The sequence below is a fragment of the Acinetobacter sp. P8-3-8 genome, assembly GCF_000214135.1.
In the GTDB taxonomy this organism is placed as follows: Bacteria; Pseudomonadota; Gammaproteobacteria; order Pseudomonadales; family Moraxellaceae; genus Acinetobacter.
The window spans coordinates 1-3,429 of sequence record NZ_AFIE01000103.1; the positions used below are offsets into that span (position 1 = coordinate 1).

Below are 3,429 nucleotides of genomic sequence, written 5' to 3' on the forward strand. Positions count from 1 at the left end.
TTACTGTTAATTAGTGCATTCTTTAGTATCGCAAGTTTTAGTTATGCAGATGGCGGCTTGTTATTTCTTGAAAAGAATTTAAAAGCTTCTAAAGTTGAAAATTCTAAACAAAAACAAGTTAAAAATAATGAATCAAATGAATCAAATGAATCAAATGAATCAAATGAATCAAATGAATCAAATGAATCAAATGAATCAAATGAATCAAATGAATCAAATGAATCAAATGAATCAAATGAATCAAATGAATCAAATGAATCAAATGAATCAAATGAATAGTTGGGTTGCATAAATAAATCAATTAGACTTATTCATTCAGCAATATAATTCCTGAATGAATAAGTTTATAACTAAAACCGGCTTTGTTGCATAAACATTCAAAAGCTGAGTTTTCCCCAATCCATTCAAATTTAAGTGACAACTTGGGTGTGAGGTCTACCTAATTCCGTAAATCTATTCAGAACTGCCACACGCGCATGAACTTCATTGACCTGACTTTGAAAATGTCTTGCCGTCAGCTTATCTCCTAATAATTTGATGCAATGCATCTTGGTTTCCACCAAACTGCGACGGTGATAGCCCGACCATTTTTTCCATAGGGTTCTGCCTAAATGCTTAACCGTTTGAAGTAACTCATTTCGTTCTATTGAACTGATTTTAGAATCTTTCCAGGGCTTGGCATTCTTCCTGGGTGGAATTACGGCACTGTTGCAAATAACCACGAATGGTAAGCTGAAGGGCACTGTTGCAAATAACCACGAATGGTAAGTTGAAGACTGTTTTAGCTAAAGGTGCAGCATATGAATCCTTTCCATGGTCGGCATTTTCAGGGCGAAATCATTCTTTGGGCTGTGCGCTGGTATTGTAAATATGGCATTAGCTATCGTGAACTGCAGGAAATGCTGGCCGAACGGGGTGTGAATGTTGATCACACGACTATTTACCGTTGGGTTCAACGTTATGCTCCTGAAATAGAAAAACGTTTACGCTGGTATTGGCGTAATCCTACAGATCTGAGCTCGTGGCATATTGATGAAACCTATGTAAAAGTGAATGGACGATGGTCTTATCTGTATCGTGCAGTCGATCAACGTGGCGATACCATTGATTTTTATCTTTCTTCTAGACGTAATACCAAATCAGCATATTGTTTTCTTGGAAAAATTTTAAATAATGTGAAGAAGTGGCAAATTCCACAAGTGATCAACACGGATAAAGCACCCACATATGGACGTGCTTTATCACGGTTAAAACGGGAAGGTAAATGTCCACCAGACCTTGAGCACAGGCAGATTAAGTATAAAAATAACGTGATTGAATGTGATCATGGCAAGCTAAAGCGGATCATCAGGGCCACATTAGGATTCAAATCTATGAAGACGGCTTATGCCACAATTAAAGGTATTGAAGTCATGCGTGCACTACGTAAAGGACAAGCATCGTCATTTTATTATGGTCAGCCTCAGGGTGAAGTGTGTCTAATCAACAGGGTTTTCGGTCTCTAAGTACTTTTTAAAGGGAACATCATCGACTCAAATCTCTATTTGCAACAGTGCCATAAAAATTAGGCTGATCTATAGAATAGAAGGTATCTAGGGGATCTAGCGAGCTTTGCAAAGAATGAAGACATGAGATCTCTGTCTGGCAGGATAAGCTAGAACATTCCTGACACTTTTTGTGATCTATATTCTGATTAATAGCTAAATGATTATGGCAATCGGTATTCGTCTGTACTTCGTGATTAATACCATGTTGAGTGACTTGCTGTGCTTGATCTAAACAATGATCTTGGCTCATTTCAGTTTGCATATTGATATGCATTATCTTTACTGATGCAACAGACACACTACTCCATCCTATGGCAAAAACCATAAGAAAACAAAACCAAAGTTTTTTGGAGAGATGAGTCAACACGAATGCTATCTAGGAATAGAATTTAATCCAAAATATCTTAACGGAATTTCAACTATTTACAACTCAATATAATTTAGTAGTTTCTCTAAAATTAACATAATACACCTTATACGAAATTATTTTAATTTTTCATTTAAAATCAATCATATAATTACACAACAAAAAGCCCGATCACACTAGATTGGGCTTTTTACGTGAACAGTCATGTTCCATGCCTGTATGGATAGTCACTACATTTCCAGGCGTTCAAGTTTCTTAATGATTTCAGCTTTCGCTTTATCCAATAACTCTGGATTCGTTTTAGATGATAGTAATTCTTTAGGCTTATTCCCGAGAAAATACGCTATTCGCTCCGCATTGGCTCCCGAAGGATGGGGTAAACCACTTAAAACCTGATTACTATTGAGGATACCGTCCTGAATCAGCATTTCAAATACCTGACATACTTTCGGCCGGCTTTGTTGCATAAAGGTTTGAAAGGCTGATTTCCCTTAAGCTACTCAAATTTAAGAGACAACTTGGGTATGAGGGCGACCTAATTCTGTGAATTTATTCAAAACTGCCATGCGTGCATGGATCTCATTCACCTGACTTGGAAAACTCCGCGCTGTTAATTTATCGCCTAATAATTTGATGCAATGCATCTTGGTTTCAACCAAACTTCGACGGTGATAACCAGACCACTTTTTCCAAAGCGATCTGCCTAGCCGTTTGACTGTCTTTAATAATTCATTCCGCTCTATAGACCTCGCTTGCTGATCCTTCCAAGGCTTTGCATTCTTTCTAGGTGGAATGATCGCATGTGCATCTCGATCTAAAATGACTTGTCGGCAGTGCTTTGTGTCATAAGCACCATCTGTATAAACAGAATCAATTGGTTCATCCAAGGGAATTTGAGCAAGTAAATCTTCGAGTACTTGAGAATCACTGACATTATTTATGGTGAGTTGTACTGCACGTATTTGCAGGGTTTTAGCATCCATAGCAATGTGAAGCTTACGCCATTGGCGACGATATTCAGCCCCATGTTTCTTGCGTTTCCATTCACCTTCACCAAGAAACTTCAAACCAGTAGAGTCTACGAGTAGATGCAGTCCATCACTACTTTTTTGATAGCTAATCGCAATATCAATATGCTTTTGTCTACGACAAAGGGTGGAATAATCCGGAGCTGTCCAATCTAATCCGGAGAGTTTAATCAGACTTTGAACAAAACCTGTGACCATACGTAAAGAGAGTCGGAATAGTAATTTGATCATTGAGCAGCATTGAATCGCTGTATCGGAGTAGGTTTGATTTCGACCTTGCTTGCCTTGTGATTGTGCATACCACTGAGTCTTTGGATCAAACCAAATGGAAATATTACCTCGGTTAATTAAGGCTCGGTTATAGGATGACCAATTGGTTGTACGGTAGATTTTAGAGGCAGGCTTATTCATTTTGAAATTATATTGCTGAATAAGCTTTTGATGCTAGGTTTGTGCAACACAGCCCTTCTCAATTAAGACCTAGTCA

At 37.9% G+C, this 3,429-nt stretch carries 4 protein-coding genes and 1 pseudogene; 2 read left to right on the forward strand and 3 right to left on the reverse strand.

All coding sequences use genetic code 11. From position 1 onward, the window contains the following. A partial coding sequence (locus GGG_RS20100) for a hypothetical protein (RefSeq protein ID WP_010117717.1) occupies positions 1 to 279 on the forward strand: 279 nt, incomplete at its 5' end. A gap of 131 nt (positions 280 to 410) precedes the next feature. On the opposite strand, the pseudogene GGG_RS20785 reads toward GGG_RS20100, so the two are convergent. Continuing rightward, a pseudogene (locus GGG_RS20785) lies at positions 411 to 704 on the reverse strand (IS5/IS1182 family transposase); the annotation flags it as partial. A gap of 96 nt (positions 705 to 800) precedes the next feature. On the opposite strand from GGG_RS20785, the gene GGG_RS0118465 reads away from it, so the two are divergent. Further along, positions 801 to 1,505: an IS6-like element IS1006 family transposase gene (locus tag GGG_RS0118465; protein ID WP_001067784.1), complete on the forward strand. Its 705-nt coding sequence runs from the start codon at positions 801 to 803 to the stop codon at positions 1,503 to 1,505. Positions 1,506 to 2,144: 639 nt separating this feature from the next. On the opposite strand, the gene GGG_RS0118475 is transcribed toward GGG_RS0118465, so the two are convergent. After that, positions 2,145 to 2,381, reverse strand: a complete 237-nt coding sequence (locus GGG_RS0118475; RefSeq protein ID WP_005021575.1) for a hypothetical protein — start codon at positions 2,379 to 2,381, stop codon at positions 2,145 to 2,147. A 39-nt stretch (positions 2,382 to 2,420) separates the two neighbouring features. After that, on the reverse strand, positions 2,421 to 3,353 hold the full coding sequence (locus GGG_RS0118480; RefSeq protein ID WP_005021578.1) for an IS5 family transposase: 933 nt from the start codon (positions 3,351 to 3,353) through the stop codon (positions 2,421 to 2,423). Positions 3,354 to 3,429: the final 76 nt, after the last annotated feature.

Excerpts from the sequence above, each read along its gene's own strand:
- GGG_RS0118480 (WP_005021578.1), bottom strand. The coding sequence starts at position 3,353 with ATGAATAAGCCTGCCTCTAAAATCTACCGTACAACCAATTGGTCATCC.
- GGG_RS0118475 (WP_005021575.1), bottom strand. The coding sequence starts at position 2,381 with ATGCAACAAAGCCGGCCGAAAGTATGTCAGGTATTTGAAATGCTGATT.
- GGG_RS0118465 (WP_001067784.1), top strand. The coding sequence starts at position 801 with ATGAATCCTTTCCATGGTCGGCATTTTCAGGGCGAAATCATTCTTTGG.